The organism is Gimesia aquarii, assembly GCF_007748195.1.
In the GTDB taxonomy this organism is placed as follows: domain Bacteria; phylum Planctomycetota; class Planctomycetia; order Planctomycetales; family Planctomycetaceae; genus Gimesia; species Gimesia aquarii.
Genome location: NZ_CP037920.1, coordinates 6,832,011 through 6,848,721, shown reverse-complemented (window position 1 = coordinate 6,848,721; position 16,711 = coordinate 6,832,011). Strand labels below are relative to the sequence as shown.

Below are 16,711 nucleotides of genomic sequence, written 5' to 3'. Positions count from 1 at the left end.
GAACAAGCACCGTGCCCATAAGTAAATAATTTATAGCATAGTGAAATAGCCGATCAATTATGTGTTCATCGAGGCTAATTTCCAGGAAATATCTAGTTCTCGGACGTCTGATGGTGACACTCTTATTTCAAAATGGTTCACAAATTTACTTCAAAGTAGGCCCGCTAATTATAAAATAACAATTCTGCTTCCTAAAACTATTTTCTTCTGCAGGGTAAAATTTAATAAAGTCAAGCAGAGTTTTTGGTGGGCCAGCAAAAGTGTCCGGTAAACGATGCAGCTTGTTGATAAACAGGGGATGTTCCAGGTACCCATAATTTGCCCGACCTGGCCCACGCGCTTCTTTGGAGCCTGCTTTAGCAAAACAGGTGTTGAGCATTTTAATTTCATTATTGAGAGAAACGTTTTTGATTGGTTTCCCGCGCCAGGTATCTTTTTTGCGTAACCGCAAATATTCTTCGAGGTCGTAGTCAGTGATCTCACTTAATCTTTTTGTGGCGCAGTGACAGTATCTGGTAAATCGATCTAATGTGTGTCGTGTATTGTGAAAATGCACATCAGAACTGTTTCGAGTTTCCAATGTCTGCAGATACATGTCCCGATAAACGGACCAGAAAAGTTCTTCGTCTTGAAAATGCTGTATGGCTTCTCCTCTTCGAAAAGCTATTGCAGCGATGAATCAGTCTCCAACGCTTAGCCACACTCCGTCGCTAGTCATAGCTGTGACCAACCGGGCTCAGATGATCGGGCAAGCAGAAAAGAGGGGCGCGCAAAACTGCCCTTGGTGAGAGGTGGTGTCTCATCAAGGGCAGTCAGACGTATACGCGCATCTGAACCACATCATTTCAATTGACGTAAATCGTTGCTATTTCAAAGTGCCCAAGAGAGGACTCGAACCTCCACGGGGATTACCCCCACTAGCCCCTCAAGCTAGTCATATACTCATTTTTCAAACAAAGATCTATAAATTAAATTGACTTATGATTAGTGCAGGGTGACTAGGAGAGTAGGCGAAAATTTAACGATTACCATGCTGGATCCGCAGAATGGGTCCAGCACGTCGGAGCTATCGTGGTGATAGGTTGTACCGTGCTGATTTCGCTATAGCTTCTTACCGGCTTTGAAAAAAATTATCAGAACGGTTTGAATTCTTTATTGTTTTTGGGTTTGAAATTACAGCGAGCGCAGGAAAGAAAGTAAATTCTGCCGTTTTCCGTACGTGATTGTGAGTAGCTGCTTAGTTTCCCCATACATTTTTTGTTCGGACAAGGATCTCCACGACGCGGGTTTTTATTGTTTACCGGACGCTTTTTGTCAGTTTTGTTAATCGGTTCGGCCATTGGTCCACCTCCTTCGTTTAAGGGATTGGGAGTTTGAGCGATCATTTTTTGGGTCCCTCTTCGATCACAGATAACCGCAGCAATGTCTGCTCAATCATTGTTTGCATCTCTTTCACTTTTGACTGGCACTTTTTGCAGAGATGCCGCCGCATCTCTTTTGGTAGTGTCAACATCTGGTCGCGGGCTTCGATCACACATTCCGCGGCAAACAACTCGTATTCTTCCCGACTGATCAGCTTCTCATCTGCGATTAAATCTTTACGCTCCAGGTCCTTCCGCTTCAATTTCTCCTGAAGCAGCTTCTCTTTTTTGAGTTCTTCGTTGAGCTTCTGGGATTCTCTGTCTGCTTTCTCATCGCGATAAGATGCCACCCACGCATCACACTCAGAAACATCGAACACTCTCTTTCGTTGAGTTCCACTAACCGGAAGTCCTTTTTTGATCCAGTTCTGGATCGTCTTGTCGCTAACGTCCCATCGTTCGGCAGCAGCATTAAATCCAATGACACATTTGACCGGCTCCGTTTTTTTCACTGGAGCCTGTTTTTTAGCTGTTTTTTTCGTTTTTGACGTGCTGCGTTTTGAAGTGGCTCTTTTGGATGATCGCTTTGCTGATTTTTTGCCCATCAATTTAATAGGAAGAAGAAGAAGTCACTTAAAATTTCATTTTGAGACAGAAAAAGTGCGATTCCGCAACCGCGCGCGACCCCGTGCCCCCCTTAGGAGGACCCGAGAATTTTTCAGCCAGGCTTGTACTCGGCTGGCTTGATCGTCAGCTGCTCTTTGCCTTTAGAATATTTCAAGCCGAGCTGTTTCAAATGATCTGCCGTCAAACGTTTTTCTTCGAATGCTTTTTTGATCTTCGAAACACTGAGCTTGGGTTTGAGTTCGACGACTTCAGATAACAGGCGCGCCTCTTTGTTCTTTCCAAAAACACAAATCGACATCAACCAGGCTGTGATCTGTTCAACCAGCGATGACTGCATCAGCTTATCTAATAGAGTAAGACTGTCCGCTTCTTTCAGACCAGATCGATACTCCACCTTGGCTGGCTGATCTTTGAAGCTCACCGAACCGTGTGGAAACGATTTGGTTTTCTTCTTACCCTCCATCAAGCTCGATCGATTTGCTTTGCAATACTCGTTCACTCGCTCATTGAGCAGCTCTCTCCGGCTTTCAATCGTGACAAGGTCTTGATCATCGATCAAAATATATTTGCGCTGTTCAGATTCCTGTTTGAGTTTCTCGATATACCTGGTGCAAGTCGCATTGACCGACTGGTCAAAGGCGTTCAGGAATGACAGCTCATTTAAAGCCTTGTCGAGATCTTCCTCCGTCTGAATGACGGGATCCGGTCCCAGCAATTCCGCAGCGGGTCGATCATTGGCGGTGAGGCTTTTCACGTTTGAGTCCTTTCAACAATTTGAAACCAAGATAGATCAACGCCATCAAAGCAATGAAGACAAGAAAAACAGTTCCACTGTTTGATTCTGATTGATCCTCATGCACTCGATCCGAATCGCTTGAATCTTCCGGAACCTCATACAATGAATCCGGTTTCGGTTCGATGATTTCGACGACTTCCGGATCGGGTTCTTGAACCGTAATTGTTTCGACTTTCTCAATCATGTCGAGAGCATCGTTTGCCAGAATTCCAGCAACGGCTGGCACGGGAGTTTTTTCCAACACCTCATCGACACGGTCCGCGGCTCCCTGGATCGGCTTCCGGATCTTTTCAGTCGGCCGGGCTCGTTTTGAAGGGGGATCGTAATAGGGGCGATACTGTTGTTTTTGATCGTCTGAATGACAACCAGGCAGTGTCAATAAAAGGATCAGGAAAGCGAAGATCCAAAGCAAAAGCATCGAAATGGAATCTAAAACTTTGGATTCCGGTCTGTTTGGATCCGGGGAAATGGCCCTCATTTGTGGTCGCTCCCGTAAGGTCCCTGTTGCCAATAGGGAGCGTACTCATTAAAAAGGGAATCTGAAAAGAGCCAACCGTCATAGGGAGCTGGCTCACCTTGATCGAGCATGTCCGGAACCATTTTGTCTGGTACCGCGATCACTTTGGGTTCCGGTTTGCGTTTGAGACGATCCACCAAATTACAACCACTAACGATCGTTAGTAATGCGACCACGAGTACGCATACGGTGAAACTGTGATTGAACCGCTTGTTCGTCTCGATTGGTCGCATTGCGTTGAATCCTTTCCACTTCTTCGAGCCGCTCGTTTTCGTTGCTGTTCTTTTTCTTTGCCCAAAAAAACAATAGCTCTAAAAGGGCCGCGATGATTCTTAAAAGACCGCCCATTGATCACTCATCTGAAAACTGACTTGGATCGTGATATCTTTCCTCAGTTGGTTCGATTTCTCCAAACACCATTTGAATCGGAGCACTCTTTTCTAATTTGTGACCAATCCCCACGAGGCCGAAGGCTGCCAGTAATAGCTTGATTGCTTCCGCTGTCTCAATTTCACCAAGTAGCATTCCGCTTAGGGAAAAGACAATGGTAAGAAATGCAGTGAGATACGTTTTCTTACCGTCAAGCGCTTTGAATGGGAGTTTGTCGAGCATCGATCTGGCTTCCTTGCCATGCTGAGAAATGATATAAAAGCGGTATTGCTTCCCTGCGCTACCGCCCTGAAATTAACCGTCGCTTCTCCGCTCCATGGTTCGGCTCCGGCTTTTCGATTGCGTTTTAAATTAAGGATTGTACAACTCGCAAAAGTCAAGGGCAGATTATGAAGAGAAACAGGAAGATTGTTCAAGTAGAACTCAATACTGATGAGTGGTTGCCGTTAAGTCGTTATGCAGCCAAGGAGAAACGATCCATTCGTGGAATCGCGAAAGAGCAATTGATGCCGTTGATCCAGGAAGCCAAACGGAAGTTTCCGCGACAACCCATCAACGCATCGTCGTCGATTGACGACGTTCATTAATTGTACATTGTTTTCGCCAATACGATCGTATTAGTTCCAGAGTGGCTCTCTATAGCATTGAGTATTAATACGAGATCAAAATATGATCGTGTGGCAGGGACTATCCATTAATGAAAAGTGACCAGGTAACAGTTATTACCAAGACATTGATATTTTTCATTTACTTGTCTCAGTCTTTTTAAATACGACTGAATAAATGAGTTAAGTGAATTTTGATTTCTGAGATAAGTTTATCTGACACATTTAAACCCAAGTTCGGGTAAAAAGATGCGTGGGTGTATGCATTTCAAATATCGAAGAATAAAGTTACATGTTCAAAATCTAATTTTGCTTGGTATAATATCCAGCATCTATGTGTGATATGAAGCCGCAGGGGCATCATATCAGAACTAAAACCGGTTATTTTGCGCGTAGTTGTTCCATATCAGTGTCATATCAGAACAAGTCCGTGCAGGTTAACTACAAGTTGTGCCAAAAATGGGTGATCCCTACATCAAAGAAAGGCCGAAAAAGTTGGCCACTCCCGCGCACTCACCATCACTGGAAGCGAGCCAAAATGAACTGTATGCGCAGATCGACGCGATTTGTTGGCGAGATTTCGATACCGCTTATAAGGCTCCAGAATCTGTGCCTCTCGATTTAAAGTTGCTGATGTTTGGTGATCAGAAGCAGGCATTGAATGCATCGCACCGGCTATGGTGTGGCCTCTGTCATCAACATGCCTATATGTCTTCGGCAGCCGAACCGGCGCTCCCGTTTCTGATGTTGGTACTATTTGAATCAGGTGACCTCGTTAGGGTAGAGGTACTGGATATTCTTCTTGGTTTCGTGCGATGCCAGCGGCCTGACCTGAATTTTACGCAGCGTGTCTTGAGGGCAATTCGTGAACGACGGCCAGAGATCGAGAAGTTTAAGGAGTCATCGAATGATGAAGTAGCGAGTTTTGCGGAATCCGTGTGTGAAGCCCTAGACGAAAATAGGGCACAACAAGGCGCTGCTCTCGACGGCTAACAGTGCCTTGAGTTTTCGACGTTAGTCTGTAATTTGTAGTCAACTCTCCGGTGCCGGAGCTTCTCAGTAGTCTGAATTAGCCACCAGAGAGCTTTATCGTTATCCAATAAACTCATTCGTTTCTTCAGACGTCTTGTAATTCGACCGTTTTAAAAGACACACTTTAAAATAATGACCGAGTAACTCTTATTACCCGGTCATTGATATTTTTCATTTGCTTGTCTCAATCGTATTAAAAACGACTGAATAAATGAGTTAAGTGAATTTTGATTTTCGAGATAAGTTTATCAGACACATTAGTCCCAAGTTCGAGTAAAAATTAGAGTAGGTGTAAGCTTTTCGAAAATCGAACGTTATCTGTTTTAGTTGCTCAATGAGATTCAAGTTATTTTCGTACCTTGTTGCGTTTCTGTTTTTTCATATCAGCAGCTACTGACTATAACTGTCTAATGTAAATGAATTTATAACTTGTAAAGCGAATTCCCTGAGGTATCATATACAGCATGTTGGCTTCATATCCAGCATCTATGTGTGATATGAAGCCCCTGGGGCGTCATATTAAAACAAAAACCGTTTATTTTGCGCGTTTTTGTTTCATATCAGCGTCATATCAGAACAAGGCCGTGCAGGTTAATAATAAGTTAGTCTCCTAGAAACACCATGGAAACGTTGCTTCCACGCCTCAACCAACCGCTAGATGCGGCAACTTATCCTGAGTTCGTCTCCCCTCCATTTGCGGAACAACTAGCAACAATCCTCGCGTCCAAAGCACCGGAGGTATTTGTCACGTTGCCATATCGACCCGCGTACGCCGATGCCTCCGGCAACAACGGATCGGTTCACGTTGCACTAATCCCCGGCGAGCACAACTTGTTGACCGAGATTCGCCGTGGCGGCATCACAATTGGCCTTATCGACTGCGACACGATTCAAGAAGTGAGTGACGTTTTCATCGAATGGTTGCGTTCGCCCCTGAACTCACGAGATGCAGTGAAACTGTGGCCGAAAGCTCGCATTCGCGCTGACGCCGAGCTCTTCGAGGTAGATGACAAAATAGACAGGTACTGGAATTCGATCATTCACCTAGATGGTGGGACTGATGAACCGTTTCTACTTGAGGCCGCACGAATCCCAATTCTTAGAGGCTTGTTGCCTACATCCAGCATGAGCATATTGGGATTTAGCCGTTGTACCGAGTACCCATATACAGATGACTGCCCAACAACCCAACCTCTCGGTGACGGCAAATATCGCATCACGCTTATTGACGGAAGCACGCACGACATCATCGGAGCTTTGGACGCGGCAAGATTTGTTGCCAACAATCTGCCAGAAGGAACAGAGCGCGCAATTGTCGGTACGGCCGATGACCTCAAAAGCGGAGACTAACAATCCGTTGCACACGGAGCCGCGGGCCGCGCGGTTTTTGAAATCAACGTCGTTCGCCGCGGCCCGGTGAACGGTGACGTTCTGTTGCATCAACTCATATCTTTTCATAATTGATGCGAAAAACGATCGTTTTAAAAGACACCCTCTAAAATATTGTCTTGGTAACGCACGTTACCCGGTCATTTTAACTATATAGTGCTTGCTATCTCATAATGAAAATTGTCCGGGTAATAAGTATTACCCAGACACTTTTGCTTGAGTTTAGCTTTCACGATTCCTCTAACCAATTTCGAAACTTGGGATCGAGGTACGGGGCGCTGTCATCTTAAGGAGATTATAGCAATAGATTAAATGGGCAAGCCATGACGTCTTGATTTCGAGATAGAATTCTATAGTTTCAATATTGTCCTGAAACAACCGGATTTCGTTCGACAAGTCAGCCAGCATATCCCAGCCTATGAAATAGATAGGATCTGATTCTCCAAGCTCCGAAAGGTGTTTAATGCCAATATTTTGCCAGTCTGGAAGAGACCAAAAGCGTTTACTAGTTTGTTGTGTTCCAAATAAGTAGTAAGGAGCAGGTATTTCAATTTCGATTATTGCCTCACCAATTGCTTCTTGATATCCAATGGAAATTTGGCGACTCATCTAATTCCTTTTCAAGATTTATGATCCATCTAGAGTAAAAAAGTAAAGTGACTGGGTAACAATAATTACCTGGTCATTAAGAAGCCTTCGCGTTTGGATTAATTTCGGAATCTTATGGTATTTTCCAAACACGTGCAGTGCCTTCGAAACTCCCCATAAGCACTTTCTTACCATCTGGACTGAAGACCGCCGTTAAGACTAATCCTATATCTCCATGAAGCTTTCCTGTCTGCAGACCACTAATAGAATCCCACAGGCGAGTCGTCTCAGCAGACGTGATCACAGTCGTTAGATCGGGACTAAATGCGACTGCACGTATATGCCGACCACGATTGAGTGGCTTCCCCTTTAGCTTTCCGTTGGAAGCGTCCCACAACTTTGGAGTACCATAGTCACTTATCGTAAACACAGTTTTACTGTCAGTACTGAATGCTGCTAGATTAACATCTCTTTTATCCTGTGGTAGTTTCCCGATCTGTTGACCGCTGTTCACATCCCACAACAGCGCTGCGTGATTTGATGTTGCCGTTACCAACTTTTTACCATTGGGACTGAATGCGACTACGTTGACAACATCTTGATGCTGGAGTGGCTTTCCAATCTGTTGATAACTGGACACATCCCACAAACGAGCAGTTTTATCCGTACTACCCGTTACGATAGTTTTACTATCGGGGCTAAACCCTACTGCATTCATAAAGCTTTTATGTCCGATTAGCTTCCCCCTCAGATCTCCGCTGGTAGCGTCCCACAACCGTGCTATCGGCTCGTGACCGATAGAAATCAGTGATTTGCCGTCAGGGCTGAAGACCACTTTAGTTAACATCATTTCATGCTTAAGTATCTTTGCTTTTGCTTGACCATTATTAGCATGCCATAGACGCGCTGTATTGTCCCTACTGGCCGTAGCCACGGTTTTACCATCGGGGCTGAAGGCCACTGAATGAACTCTATCTTCGTGTAGGAGTGGCTCTCCTATCGGTTGACCACTCATCACATCCCATAAACGAGCAGTACCATCGAAACTTCCAGTAATTACTTTATTGCCATCGGGACTGAAGGCCACACTTATGATGGTCCCAGTATGCTTCATGGGTTTCCCAAGTGGTTGAATACTTACAATTCCCTTTGGATCGTCAGTATTTTTTTTCTGTGCCAAGACCTCACTACTTTCAAGAATTGCTAAAGCAAAAGTAGCATACACCATGGCGCTAAAAATCGAAAAGCAGAAGGACCTAGAAGAGAGTCGCTGTTCTGTTTTATTTTCAGTTTTAGTAGATAGTTTTAAGTTACTTTCCATTATCCATCCTTAATATGTCAATGCACCATAATGATAAGTTTATTATTTGTGATGTAAGCTGCAATCAACAGGTGAGTATATACACCCTAGATGGCTTGTTAGAAATTAGCAACTCAGAGGATTTGATTTGAAAAAAAGTGACCGGGTAAACATCGTTACCCGGACATTAGAGCTTCGGAATGGGATCAGGTTCTCTACCAGAGTCTTTCGTTTGCAGTGCTTTGACAACCCGTTCGAATTGTTCTTCAAATTTCGCGTTGTCAGATTTCCAACCGATAAAATCTGCAGCTAATCGTTCATGAATCTGATTTCGTTTAGGATGTTTCCATTCAGAAAAAAGATGACTATCCAGATTCAATGGGATCAAGGAAAGAACTTCGTGTCCCCGCTCTTTGAAGAGCTGTTTTTCTTTTGCGAAAGCATGCTTTAATTCATCATCCACCCAACCACTCGTCAGAGAATGTTTTGAAGCGCAAAGCAAAACCTTATCCCAGACACGTATTCCATGATCGACGCGTTCATAAATGTTGTCACCCGGAAGTATTTGATGGTCGTCGAGCCAACAACGAATTCCCCTTCCTTGAAGTGCGTCATTTAATCGACGGGCGAACGACTTGTCTTTATGGCTATAGCTGATAAAACAAGAATAGAATTCAATCGCTGATTTTGCGAAATGGCTTGGTATATAGGAAATAAAATCATCAGTTATGCCACAACCTCGTAGAAAAATCTCTGGGATCTTTCCCTTTGATTTCATCAAGGTGTCAATACCCAGGGAACTTGGTCCATAATGTTTAACTGAATCCAATCCAATCGTTAGCGATAAATCTACTCTCGTAAAAGTAGAATAAAATAACTGTGCATTATTTAAATTGGTCTCACTCAGATTGGTCTCAATCAGATTGGCCTCACTCAGATTGGCGTAATTAAAATTAGCCCCATTCAAATTGGCTTTCTTCAAATTGGCATTGGAAAAATCGGCGTTCTTCAAAAAGGCCCCACTCAAGTTGGCATAACTCACATTGGCAAACTTGAAATTGGCATCCATCAATTTCGCCTGACTTAAATCAGCCTGATTTAAATCGGCCATGAACAAATTAGCCCCTTCCAAGTTGGCGTTCATCAATTTGGCCCCTCTCAAATAAGCTCTAGTCAAATTGGCTTTTCTCAAATCGGCCCCGCTCAAATTAATGCCACTCATACAAGCTTGGTCAAAATTGAGTCCCCTTGTATTTGCCACCTTCAAATTGGACTTAATCAAACATGCCTGACTTAAATCCACATCAAATAAAACAGTTCTCTCTAAACTGGCCCAGTTCAAATCGGCCTTACTCAGATTGGCTTGGCTTAAATCAGCCCTGCTCAGATTGGCCCTGCTCAGATTGGCCTCACTCAGATTGGCCTCACTCAGATTGGCCTCACTCAGATTAGCCTCACTCAGATTAGCCTTGCTCAGATTAGCCTTGCTCAGATTGATCTCACTTAAATCCGCTTCGCTCAAATCCAAAATAGTCTTGCTGTAAATCCTCTTAGAATCGGGGTTTACATTCCTCCAGATTCTGATGGCTTCAGCTCCTTTTTTTACAATTTTTACATGCACAGGATTTGCCATTGATTGCCACTCCTCTGGAGAAACGATAGATGATATTTACACAACCATTATGGGGTGGCCAAAGAATATAAACAACAAACTCAGAGAGACAAGAAGTCGCTCGATTTAGAATGTCCGGGTAATAACGTTTACCCGGTCACAATTGAGAGTTAGCAATTTGGAATCAATCGGCCCCTAAAATCTCTAAGTGTCCGGGTAATATCTCGTACCCGGTCACTATGCGAAAAAAATGCCCGGCGACATCAAAGCTCAGAACTTGCATTGCGTCAGCGGGTCTCGGTGTTGCCTTCGGGGACTATTGACTTATCAGAGAAATCCAATTTTTCTTCGAACAGAGAGTTGCGATCGCTCGGTTTCCAACCACGAGAGATCGCGCGACGAATTGCCGCAGCGACATGCGATGGCAAAATGGGATTTGCTGGTTCACCCCATAACTTGGCAAGCGCCGGGTGTTTTTGTGCCACGGTTATCGCCAACGTAGACCCAGTGCGATCTGCCAATTGGACTGTTACTGTGTACCCCGAAGTTCCGTCGTAGGACCCGCTGCTTGGGCGCCGAGGGACTCTCCATACGTAAGTGGCTTCGTCAACTATAATCCTACGCGAGCCTTTTTTAGGTGCAGTCATCGACGTTTTCTCCACTAACTACGACAATCTGATCGGCTGAGAATTTAGATGCCTGGAGCCATCCGCCGCTGAATCAATGCGAACTATTGATAGACAGAATTTGGTTCTGTCCAAATCTATCAGGATTTTTGTCTTTTATCAATTGAAACTATATGAGTTTAAGTCCAAAAGTAGCACCACCGCCAGGAGTAGTGGCACATAAAAAGTGACCTGGTAATATCCGTTACCCGGTCATGTGACTGAGGTCCAATAAAATGAAAAGTGTCTTGGTAACGACTATTACCCGGACACTTATTCAAAATGGGAGTTCTAGATCAGCAGACTCTAGTGTCCAGCCATACTGAATATTATTATTGAGGTGCATCGAATCTTGATTGTTGACAACAAGCATTGTACATCGAGAAAATCCAAATGATACCATCACCCAACCGGAGCACATTTTCATGTTTCTAAAAACTGATTTTAAAAAACTAATCTCACTGTTTGCACTTACCTTGTTAACTACGATGTTTCTGAATATTTCGACACTCTTCGCTGAGGAGTGGATTGGTCGGAAGTTTATGCCTAAATACGGAGCAATTTTTTTTAAACAAGGTATTGAGATACCTGCTTCTGGATTAACGTTTCCAATAGTAATTACAAGTACTGATCGAGATTTATTAACCTTTGGAAATATATCGATAAAAAAAGATCATGTTGTTCCATTAAGAGACTCATTAGCATATTACACAAAACTTCTTATGAACAACCAAACGAAAGAATGGGCTTTCTATAATCGTGGTATTGTTCGGAATTACATAGGCGAGTATGACAAAGCAATAAAAGATTTCACTGAGGTAATCCATCTTAACCAAAGCAATGCTGAGGCCTTCAATGCTCGCGGGATTGCTTGGTGGAATAAATTAGAAGAGGATCCCGCATTAAAAGATTATTCCGAAGCAATCCGGCTTAATCCTAATGTTGCTTTGTTTTACCGTAATCGTGGAGATACATTGTCTATAATAAGGGAAGATGACAAAGCAATAAAAGATTTTACCGAAGCGATTCGCTTAGAGCCGAAGAGACCTGAGCATTTTATTAGGCGAGGTATGGCTTACCTTTTGAAAAAAGGTGATGAGTATGATAATGCAATTAAAGACTTTACCCAAGCAATTCGTCTCGATCCAAAAAATACATTAGCCTTAGGATTCCGTAGACGCTCATATGAAAGGATTGGTGAATATAAACTTGCGATAAATGACTTAACTCAATGGAATCAGATCGCACAAAATGATCCAATGTCCTTCCGAGAATTAGCATATGCATTAGCGACATACCCTGAAAGTCAACATCGTGACGGCAAGCAAGCTGTAAAACTGGCTAGGATTGCATGTGAGATGACAGACTACAAGAGCGTCTACTGCATCGACATTCTTGCAATTGCATATGCTGAATTAGGTGATTTTGAACAAGCAATTAAATACGAGAAAATGGCCATTCAAAAATGCAGTAAGAAACATTATAAAAACGAATTTATTAGAAAACTCGAACTTTTTAAATCAGGCATTCCATATCACCAAAAGAAACGAAAATAACCAACAATTTCATAAATAAGACTTAAAATTGTCCGGGTAATTATGGTTACCCGGTCAATCTTGGTAAACGCCCTCAAAGTGAAACGGCGTCTCGTCATCATCTGGTCGCGGGCCTCGATCACACATTCCGCAGCAAACAACTCGTATTCTTCCCGACTGATCAGCATCTCATCGCGATAAGATGCCACCCACGCATCACACTCAGAAACATCGAAAACCCTCTTTCGTTGAGTTCCGCTAACCGGAAGTCCTTTTTGATCCAGTTCCGAATCGCCTTGTCGCTAACGTCCCACCGTTCAGCAGCGACAGTAAATCCAATGACACATTTGACCGGCTCCGTTTTTTTCACTGGAGCCTGTTTTTTAGGTATTTTTTTCGTTTTTGATGTGGTGCGTTTTGAAGCGGCTCTTTTGGGCGATCGTTTCGCTGATTTTTTGCCCCTCAATTTAATCGGAAGAAGAAGAAGTGACTTAAAATTGCGTTTTGAGACAAAAAAAGTGCGATTAGGGAACCGCGCGCGACCCCGGGCCCCCCGCGGGAGGACCCGCGAAATTTTTTAGTCAGACTTAGACTTGGCTAGCTGATCTTAAGCGCTTAACAAATCATGTGGAAGCGAATTGGCTTTCTTCTTGCACTCAATCAAAACCATTATTTTGTTGTTCAGATTCCTGTTCGAGTTGCTCGATGTACCTGGTGCAAGTTTCATTGGTCGACTGATCAAACTCGTCCAGGTATGACAGCTCATTCAAAGCCTTGTCGAGATCTTCATCAGGCTGAATGATGGGATCAGCTCCCGGTAATTTATCAGCTGGACGATCAATTGAGCTGTGGCTTTTCATATTTGATTCCTTTCAACAATTTCAATCCGAGATAGATCAGAGCAAATAAAGCAACGAATACTACGAAACTTGTCTCCGTTGAGGCCCCTCTTGCCAATGTGTAACGTACTCATTAAAGAAAAGAGCGATCCGTCATAGGGAGCTGGCGCACCTTGATCGATCATGTCCGGAATTCACGTAGGAAAAATACAACTGTCAGAAATGCAGTGGGATAGGTTGTCTTACCATCAAGCGGATTGAGAGGGAGTTTATTCGAGCATTGATTCGGCTTCCTTGCCTGATTAAGAAATGATATAAAGAGCGGTAATGCATCCATGCCCTACCGCTCTCTGAAAATGACTGGCGTTTCATGCGATCCATCATTCTACACCAGTTTCTTTTCGCAGTTACAATTTCGCATTAACTCGTTTAAAAAAGTCAAGGGCAGTTGGATTATGAGAAGAAAAAAAACAATTACGATCGAGCTTGATCGGGATGACTGGTGGCCGTTATGTCGTTACGCAGCAAAAGAGAAGATCTCGATTCGAGGGCTCGCAAGAAAAACGTTGATGCCATTGATCGACGATTTGAAAAGACGGTATCCACGGCAACCCGTCAACGAATCCCCTTCGATCGACGATGTTCATTAATTGTACATTGATTTCGTCAAAAACGATCACATTTGGCCCTGAGAGACTTCAATTTGGGTGTAAATGAAATCGTATCCCGTAATTGGGGCCACCCATTAATGATAAGTGTCTGGTAAATACGCATTTACCGGACACTTGCTGTTTCCTGATGTCTGGGTAACAGTCATTTCCCACCCATTTTAAAATTCTCCGATCCGTATTGTCGTCTTTTAATCATTTATCATTGTTTTAGTTCACGATCTAGTTCTTTGCGGTAATCTTCTTGTCGCGGGCAACGGATGTCGGGTTTAGTAGCACGAAGTTTTTGTAATAATAATTCAGCCATTTGCCACTGAGGTTCTGTGACGTTCGTGTATGGCCCTGGCCATGTGAAACCGGATGAAAGCTCATGAATCATTTGAACTTCGTTATTGAGCAGCAGAGCAACAATTTCGTCATCCTTCGTTGTAACAAGTGTAAAATTTTGTTTGGGCTTTCTTTCTACACCAATCCCCATAAATCGACGTTGTGGTATTTTTGTCTTTCCCCACCACTTAATCTCGAAATAGATGTACCCCGGTGGTTCGTAATGCGTTTCCGATTCTGCGTAGACATTTAATTTAAACGCAGCTTCATTCTTATATATTGGCCCAAATGAGAATGAGGCAATCTGTTCGTGCCCCAAAAAGTATCCTAAAACTCCAATTAGAATCATAGCGAGTAGAAAACTGATTAGGAAAACCTTCAATATGATTTTGCACATTTGAACTTACCGTAACTTGTGATTTTATAATAGAAGATTTTGAAACAGAGACATCATATTCGTTGATGGCGATTCTGCTATCAAACTGCACGTTACTGTATATGATGCATTTGAGACGTGCATATGTTTAAAAATGACCGGGTAAATGATGTTACCCGGTCATTTTTAATGCGCAGCTTGTAGAAGATCTTGTGTGAATAACGAATATTACCTGGGCGTTGATGTTTAATTAGTTAAGCGAATTTTTAATTCGCCAGATGAATAATTCTAACAGTGAGTACAAGACAGCATAGTGTTTATTGATAATGGACAAAAATTCTGGTAAATTTAGACAGAATTTAATTCTGTCTATCAATAGTTATACGACATGCATCTGCAGAGTCAGCTGTGGCTACGATCACAAATCAATCTCCCAATGAGCCAAACCCACACCAACGACGTGTAGCAGTCGCTTGGGATCAGCTTGCGAAATCTTCGATCTCAGAATCGGCGCTGAATGCGCTAAGGGCCCTGACGCCCCCCGATTGTTTCCCCCAGACTCACTCATTGACATCGTTTGGTGAGTTTGATCATCTAAGTGTCCCCCACTGCCCTCCTACGAGCACCGCTGTTGCCGCTTTAGAACACGCGACGTCTGTGACGCGCCTGCTGCTTCATGCGTATCCCGGAGACGCGGTGCACCTGCCAAATTTAGAACATCACCAATCGCTCGACTGGCTTTCACTCTATGGCAGTCAAATCACAGGCATTCATTTCACCCGTACACGAAAACTACATACATCATTTTTGGATCTGTCACGGACCACAATCACTGATGACTGTATAGCTCAGTTGCCGGAAATGCCGCGAATTCAGCGCCTTGTCCTGACGTTAACTGAATTGAGTGATATTGGTCTTTGTCGACTGTCACGATTCTCAACTCTTCGCGTTCTCTATGTAAAATACACACGGGTCACAGAACGTGGTATCGCAGACCTAAGATCAATGCTCCCACATTGCCATGTTAAGCGGCGAGTAGCAGGTTCTCCGACCAAGTAAGCTCATCCGTAATGACGGTATAATACCGGTCGCCAAAACCGATTGTTATTGGTGTCAATTCCAACTCGCATCGGGATTAAAGCCGAAGTCGAAAGTTAACGAGTTGCCTTCCCTGAAACTCGTCGGAAACCTGATTTGAATTCACGGATGTGCCGAATATTGACCGTTTAAAAAGGCACTCATCAAAATAATGTCCGGGTAACGCATATTACTCGGTCATTTATTCACGATCATCTTTTTTTCCATTGTCGACAAAAATTGTGTTTTATTTACGCCAGAACTCCCACCACCTCTTTTGCGGTTTGCCCACAATAACGATTGATGGACCTAGATGTCCTTCGCGAAGTGATTCTTCTGTCTCTCCATCGTGAAGTGCGTTATTAATTGCGGCTACTTCGGCACTGCGTAAGGAAATTGTTTTGCATACAGATGAGTACTCCGACGATTCTCGATATATGCTGACTACTGTTTTAGCCCAAATAAACTCGAACTGTTCTGTGAGTTGTTTTTCAACTTCTTGTTTGTTGGAAAGATTGAATTCTATATAAGTATCTGAAACAGAAACACCAAGTTCGTGGATAATTGTGCGACCAAATGCGGTTGGCACAAATGTTGTGCAACCAAAAGCCAGCGATGATTCGACCCCCTTGGAAATTAATTGGTCTTGAATTTGTTCATCAGAGAGTTCTGGGGAATCGCGAACAATGTCAATATACGCTGCAACTGCGATGTCTACTTCCCGAAAGATAGGGTGTAGGTCCTTAAGCAGAGATTCACGTTCAGCTGGGACATCAATCATGGAATGAGTCTTTCAACAAATTTTTTAAAGTGCGTAAATATTCCACATATGACGTTACAGTGATTTAGTACACATTTCCAGTTTGTCTGGTAAACGATGTTTCCCGATCACTTTTCTTTTATGGGATCACTGTGATATGTCTAGGTAATGTAAATTACCCGGACGTTAATGTTTTTTAACGACATTATCCCAGATCGGTTAGTTTGAAGTACTCTTAACGACTGTT

20 protein-coding genes are annotated in these 16,711 nt (G+C 43.3%); 6 read left to right on the top strand and 14 right to left on the bottom strand.

Annotated elements, in window-relative coordinates; all coding sequences use genetic code 11:
- Positions 1 to 145: 145 nt before the first annotated feature.
- The 7 genes from V144x_RS26195 to V144x_RS26165 all read right to left on the bottom strand — a co-directional run bounded on the left by V144x_RS26195 (position 146) and on the right by V144x_RS26165 (position 3,913).
- Entirely contained in the window at positions 146 to 595 is a 450-nt protein-coding gene (locus V144x_RS26195; RefSeq protein WP_144989830.1) for a hypothetical protein, read from the bottom strand.
- A 538-nt stretch (positions 596 to 1,133) separates the two neighbouring features.
- The gene (locus V144x_RS26190) at positions 1,134 to 1,385 is read right to left on the bottom strand and encodes a hypothetical protein (RefSeq protein WP_144989828.1); all 252 of its coding nucleotides are present in this window, start codon (positions 1,383 to 1,385) and stop codon (positions 1,134 to 1,136) included.
- A complete protein-coding gene (locus V144x_RS26185; RefSeq protein ID WP_144989826.1) occupies positions 1,382 to 1,873 on the bottom strand; it encodes a terminase small subunit in 492 nt (163 codons plus the stop codon). Before V144x_RS26185 ends, V144x_RS26190 begins: the two co-directional genes overlap by 4 nt.
- A 206-nt stretch (positions 1,874 to 2,079) precedes the next feature.
- On the bottom strand, positions 2,080 to 2,742 hold the full coding sequence (locus tag V144x_RS26180; RefSeq protein WP_144989824.1) for a host-nuclease inhibitor Gam family protein: 663 nt from the start codon (positions 2,740 to 2,742) through the stop codon (positions 2,080 to 2,082).
- On the bottom strand, positions 2,720 to 3,262 hold the full coding sequence (locus V144x_RS26175) for a hypothetical protein (RefSeq protein WP_144989822.1): 543 nt from the start codon (positions 3,260 to 3,262) through the stop codon (positions 2,720 to 2,722). The genes V144x_RS26180 and V144x_RS26175 overlap by 23 nt, the downstream gene beginning before the upstream one ends.
- The gene (locus V144x_RS26170; protein ID WP_144989820.1) at positions 3,259 to 3,534 is read right to left on the bottom strand and encodes a hypothetical protein; all 276 of its coding nucleotides are present in this window, start codon (positions 3,532 to 3,534) and stop codon (positions 3,259 to 3,261) included. The genes V144x_RS26175 and V144x_RS26170 overlap by 4 nt, the downstream gene beginning before the upstream one ends.
- 118 nt (positions 3,535 to 3,652) lie before the next feature.
- Positions 3,653 to 3,913, bottom strand: coding sequence for a hypothetical protein (locus V144x_RS26165; RefSeq protein ID WP_144989818.1), 261 nt, complete (start codon positions 3,911 to 3,913; stop codon positions 3,653 to 3,655).
- Positions 3,914 to 4,080: 167 nt separating this feature from the next.
- Here V144x_RS26165 and V144x_RS26160 point away from each other — a divergent pair, with 167 nt between their 5' ends.
- The 3 genes from V144x_RS26160 to V144x_RS26150 all read left to right on the top strand — a co-directional run bounded on the left by V144x_RS26160 (position 4,081) and on the right by V144x_RS26150 (position 6,678).
- Positions 4,081 to 4,278, top strand: a complete 198-nt coding sequence (locus tag V144x_RS26160) for a hypothetical protein (RefSeq protein ID WP_144989817.1) — start codon at positions 4,081 to 4,083, stop codon at positions 4,276 to 4,278.
- A gap of 477 nt (positions 4,279 to 4,755) precedes the next feature.
- Positions 4,756 to 5,289, top strand: coding sequence for a hypothetical protein (locus V144x_RS26155; RefSeq protein WP_144989815.1), 534 nt, complete (start codon positions 4,756 to 4,758; stop codon positions 5,287 to 5,289).
- A gap of 660 nt (positions 5,290 to 5,949) precedes the next feature.
- Positions 5,950 to 6,678: a DUF6193 family natural product biosynthesis protein gene (locus tag V144x_RS26150; protein WP_144989813.1), complete on the top strand. Its 729-nt coding sequence runs from the start codon at positions 5,950 to 5,952 to the stop codon at positions 6,676 to 6,678.
- Between the two features lie 279 nt (positions 6,679 to 6,957).
- On the opposite strand, the gene V144x_RS26145 is transcribed toward V144x_RS26150, so the two are convergent.
- From V144x_RS26145 to V144x_RS26130, 4 genes are all read right to left on the bottom strand, one after another.
- A complete protein-coding gene (locus tag V144x_RS26145; protein ID WP_144989811.1) occupies positions 6,958 to 7,326 on the bottom strand; it encodes a hypothetical protein in 369 nt (122 codons plus the stop codon).
- A 112-nt stretch (positions 7,327 to 7,438) separates the two neighbouring features.
- Positions 7,439 to 8,626, bottom strand: a complete 1,188-nt coding sequence (locus tag V144x_RS26140) for a WD40 repeat domain-containing protein (RefSeq protein WP_144989809.1) — start codon at positions 8,624 to 8,626, stop codon at positions 7,439 to 7,441.
- Between the two features lie 166 nt (positions 8,627 to 8,792).
- Positions 8,793 to 10,238, bottom strand: a complete 1,446-nt coding sequence (locus V144x_RS26135; RefSeq protein ID WP_144989807.1) for a toll/interleukin-1 receptor domain-containing protein — start codon at positions 10,236 to 10,238, stop codon at positions 8,793 to 8,795.
- 266 nt (positions 10,239 to 10,504) lie between these two features.
- Positions 10,505 to 10,864, bottom strand: a complete 360-nt coding sequence (locus V144x_RS26130) for a hypothetical protein (RefSeq protein ID WP_144989805.1) — start codon at positions 10,862 to 10,864, stop codon at positions 10,505 to 10,507.
- Between the two features lie 443 nt (positions 10,865 to 11,307).
- Here V144x_RS26130 and V144x_RS26125 point away from each other — a divergent pair, with 443 nt between their 5' ends.
- Positions 11,308 to 12,438: a tetratricopeptide repeat protein gene (locus tag V144x_RS26125; RefSeq protein ID WP_144989803.1), complete on the top strand. Its 1,131-nt coding sequence runs from the start codon at positions 11,308 to 11,310 to the stop codon at positions 12,436 to 12,438.
- A gap of 635 nt (positions 12,439 to 13,073) precedes the next feature.
- Here the strand turns inward: V144x_RS26125 and V144x_RS26120 are convergent.
- On the bottom strand, positions 13,074 to 13,277 hold the full coding sequence (locus V144x_RS26120) for a hypothetical protein (protein ID WP_144984103.1): 204 nt from the start codon (positions 13,275 to 13,277) through the stop codon (positions 13,074 to 13,076).
- 434 nt (positions 13,278 to 13,711) lie between these two features.
- Between V144x_RS26120 and V144x_RS26115 the strand changes: the two genes are divergently transcribed.
- Positions 13,712 to 13,906, top strand: a complete 195-nt coding sequence (locus tag V144x_RS26115; RefSeq protein WP_144980222.1) for a hypothetical protein — start codon at positions 13,712 to 13,714, stop codon at positions 13,904 to 13,906.
- A gap of 220 nt (positions 13,907 to 14,126) precedes the next feature.
- On the opposite strand, the gene V144x_RS26110 is transcribed toward V144x_RS26115, so the two are convergent.
- Entirely contained in the window at positions 14,127 to 14,570 is a 444-nt protein-coding gene (locus V144x_RS26110; RefSeq protein ID WP_144989801.1) for a hypothetical protein, read from the bottom strand.
- 465 nt (positions 14,571 to 15,035) lie between these two features.
- Between V144x_RS26110 and V144x_RS26105 the strand changes: the two genes are divergently transcribed.
- On the top strand, positions 15,036 to 15,686 hold the full coding sequence (locus V144x_RS26105) for a leucine-rich repeat domain-containing protein (protein ID WP_144989799.1): 651 nt from the start codon (positions 15,036 to 15,038) through the stop codon (positions 15,684 to 15,686).
- Between the two features lie 265 nt (positions 15,687 to 15,951).
- Here V144x_RS26105 and V144x_RS26100 read toward each other — a convergent pair whose 3' ends face one another.
- Positions 15,952 to 16,485 carry a hypothetical protein gene (locus tag V144x_RS26100; protein WP_144989797.1) on the bottom strand — a complete coding sequence of 178 codons (534 nt, stop codon included), beginning with the start codon at positions 16,483 to 16,485 and terminating at the stop codon, positions 15,952 to 15,954.
- Positions 16,486 to 16,711: the final 226 nt, after the last annotated feature.

Excerpts from the sequence above, each read along its gene's own strand:
- V144x_RS26195 (WP_144989830.1), bottom strand. The coding sequence starts at position 595 with ATGTATCTGCAGACATTGGAAACTCGAAACAGTTCTGATGTGCATTTT.
- V144x_RS26190 (WP_144989828.1), bottom strand. The coding sequence starts at position 1,385 with ATGATCGCTCAAACTCCCAATCCCTTAAACGAAGGAGGTGGACCAATG.
- V144x_RS26175 (WP_144989822.1), bottom strand. The coding sequence starts at position 3,262 with ATGAGGGCCATTTCCCCGGATCCAAACAGACCGGAATCCAAAGTTTTA.
- V144x_RS26170 (WP_144989820.1), bottom strand. The coding sequence starts at position 3,534 with ATGCGACCAATCGAGACGAACAAGCGGTTCAATCACAGTTTCACCGTA.
- V144x_RS26165 (WP_144989818.1), bottom strand. The coding sequence starts at position 3,913 with ATGCTCGACAAACTCCCATTCAAAGCGCTTGACGGTAAGAAAACGTAT.
- V144x_RS26160 (WP_144989817.1), top strand. The coding sequence starts at position 4,081 with ATGAAGAGAAACAGGAAGATTGTTCAAGTAGAACTCAATACTGATGAG.
- V144x_RS26155 (WP_144989815.1), top strand. The coding sequence starts at position 4,756 with ATGGGTGATCCCTACATCAAAGAAAGGCCGAAAAAGTTGGCCACTCCC.
- V144x_RS26150 (WP_144989813.1), top strand. The coding sequence starts at position 5,950 with ATGGAAACGTTGCTTCCACGCCTCAACCAACCGCTAGATGCGGCAACT.
- V144x_RS26145 (WP_144989811.1), bottom strand. The coding sequence starts at position 7,326 with ATGAGTCGCCAAATTTCCATTGGATATCAAGAAGCAATTGGTGAGGCA.
- V144x_RS26140 (WP_144989809.1), bottom strand. The coding sequence starts at position 8,626 with ATGGAAAGTAACTTAAAACTATCTACTAAAACTGAAAATAAAACAGAA.
- V144x_RS26135 (WP_144989807.1), bottom strand. The coding sequence starts at position 10,238 with ATGGCAAATCCTGTGCATGTAAAAATTGTAAAAAAAGGAGCTGAAGCC.
- V144x_RS26130 (WP_144989805.1), bottom strand. The coding sequence starts at position 10,864 with ATGACTGCACCTAAAAAAGGCTCGCGTAGGATTATAGTTGACGAAGCC.
- V144x_RS26125 (WP_144989803.1), top strand. The coding sequence starts at position 11,308 with ATGTTTCTAAAAACTGATTTTAAAAAACTAATCTCACTGTTTGCACTT.
- V144x_RS26120 (WP_144984103.1), bottom strand. The coding sequence starts at position 13,277 with ATGAAAAGCCACAGCTCAATTGATCGTCCAGCTGATAAATTACCGGGA.
- V144x_RS26115 (WP_144980222.1), top strand. The coding sequence starts at position 13,712 with ATGAGAAGAAAAAAAACAATTACGATCGAGCTTGATCGGGATGACTGG.
- V144x_RS26100 (WP_144989797.1), bottom strand. The coding sequence starts at position 16,485 with ATGATTGATGTCCCAGCTGAACGTGAATCTCTGCTTAAGGACCTACAC.